General features: G+C 43.6%; 2 protein-coding genes. Both read right to left on the bottom strand.

The features are described 5' to 3' along the window. Positions 1-59: 59 nt before the first annotated feature. The gene (locus tag AC3WQH_RS25385) at positions 60-1,037 is read right to left on the bottom strand and encodes a flagellin (RefSeq protein ID WP_327920078.1); all 978 of its coding nucleotides are present in this window, start codon (positions 1,035-1,037) and stop codon (positions 60-62) included. Between the two features lie 316 nt (positions 1,038-1,353). Then, entirely contained in the window at positions 1,354-1,953 is a 600-nt protein-coding gene (locus AC3WQH_RS25380; RefSeq protein WP_005831674.1) for a zinc ribbon domain-containing protein, read from the bottom strand. Between the last annotated feature and the right edge of the window lie 108 nt (positions 1,954-2,061).

Raw genomic sequence — 2,061 nt, 5'->3', positions numbered from 1 at the left:
CCATTCCAAGACCCAGCATACAGGAGGCGCTTTTTTCTTTCAAAGCTCAAATTTCTTCATTACAGGAATGGCTCCTCAATGGTGACTAGCTCTGGTACTGTGACTGTAGTTGTTGTCGTTACAGCTCTCATATATTCAAAGCGAATGGCAATATGTGAATCCTGAGTGTTATCGGGATAATCAGCGAGATTATCGCCTAAGATTGCTTGTTCCGAGTGATCACCTTGTGCGTCTGGAAATTTCCAACCCCCATTTGTTGTTTCAATTTTGTTCGCCCACATTTCAGTGATTCCATCATAGCCTGAAAGTCCATTTAACCTTACACCAGTAATATTGTTCCCCGGGGTATAACCTTGTGCGGGCCCATAAGCAGTCGTTTTGAATCCGTACCGGTAAATCTCAAACAAATATTTTTCTGTTGGTGAATCAGGTGGACTCCATTCCACGGACATAGGTAAAGAGGTGAGCGGAATCGTAAGTTCATTCAACCCTGCGCTTCTCTCGTATATGGTAATACTGGTAGCCTTGGAAAGATCGACAACCTCTGGCACATATGTCGTTTCTGTTTTGGTAACAGTTTTCATGACCTCAATCGTTTTTGTAACCTTGCCAGAATCCGGCACATTTAATAACTTGATGCCGTTAAACTCCGTGTCGTTCGCAATCTCATCGATTGCTTTTTTGATCTGCTCGACCTCTTCCTGAATGCTCTGCCTGTCTACTTGCGTCAGCGTATCGTTTGCGGCTTGTATTGCAAGCTCTCTCAATCGTTGCAGATTAGGATTTTGAATCTCAGCGAGGCCACCCTCTGCGGTTTGAATAAGTGAAATACCGTCCTGTATGTTTCGTTGCGCCTGATCCAGTCCCCTGATCTGTGCTCTCATCTTCTCTGAGATCGACAACCCTGCCGCATCATCTGCCGCCTTGTTTATACGAAACCCTGACGATAACTTTTCCAACGTACTGGCTGTATTTTTATTGTTTTTCTGTAGTCTGTTCAGCGCGTTCAGTGCAGGTATATTCGATTTGATTATCATCTCTTACACCCTCTGCTCCCTACTTGAACTGGAATCTTCCGATCATGGCCGCCTGCGGCGATAACCCAAAATCATCCCTCTCAACCGAAATCAGTTCCTCGCTTCAACCGTCATACATCATTCGGTATAAACAGGCATTGGGCTGAATTCCGCAAAAAAGACGGCTTTTCGGCGATGTACCACTATATAAACCGCTTCGCTTCATCCATTCCTGCTTTTTCGCTTATATTTATCCCTTCTATCGGGAAATTGTAACCCTGAAATTTTTATTATTAAAAAGAGGTACTCCTGATCTTCAATCCTCGTGTTTCAACTTTTAGTCAAACCTAAAGTTACAAAAACGGCAAACTCTTGCCTTAGCCTTGATAATCTCTGCGCACTGTGGGCATTCCTTTGTTTCACTTTCATCGGCACCATTTATCTGCGATGCGTTTTGAATCGCCTTGATCTCCTGATTCAATAGTTCTTGCTGGTTCAGCATATGCCTGTTAATAAAGTCCTGTTGCTCTTTGATCTCTGTCCGTAATCTCTCAATCTCATCCCGGACTTGTATTTTTCTCTGCTCGACCGACTGGCGTTTCTCCTCTGCTTCACGATTCTTTTCCTGAGCCCCCTTCTTCCATCTGTATCCGAAATAAAAGCAGATTCCACCAAAGAAGACCGCCAAGTAAATATAGACACCTGCATCTTCTTTTGTGCTCATAGCCGCCAACAAACAAATCACAACTATCAGAAAGCATGCGGTATATGCGAGAGTGCCAATAAAATTGAGGAAGCTACCACTTGCTGATGTCAGCACTCCAGTCTCCTCAAGTTTGGACAGTTCCGTTTCCCGCTTTTGCAGTTCTGTTTCAAGTTGTTGCATTTTCATCTTGAATGCCTCTGTGGTATCTATTGTTCTTACTATGTTTTGCATGTGCGCCACTCCTTCCCCGTCGTACACTTTATTAGGACGTGTCTGAAAACTAAAGAAAATGTGGTATGATTTAGGAAAAACGAATGGAGCAACGAGCATGATTCAAAG

It is taken from the genome of Brevibacillus sp. FW301-21C12A (assembly GCF_058788915.1).
Note: the sequence above shows the minus strand (reverse complement) of the source record. Positions and strands in the feature narration are given on the sequence as shown.

What these genes read in the sequence shown, in the direction of transcription:
- AC3WQH_RS25385 (WP_327920078.1), bottom strand. Translation starts at nt 1,037, where the DNA reads ATGATAATCAAATCGAATATACCTGCACTGAACGCGCTGAACAGACTA.
- AC3WQH_RS25380 (WP_005831674.1), bottom strand. Translation starts at nt 1,953, where the DNA reads ATGCAAAACATAGTAAGAACAATAGATACCACAGAGGCATTCAAGATG.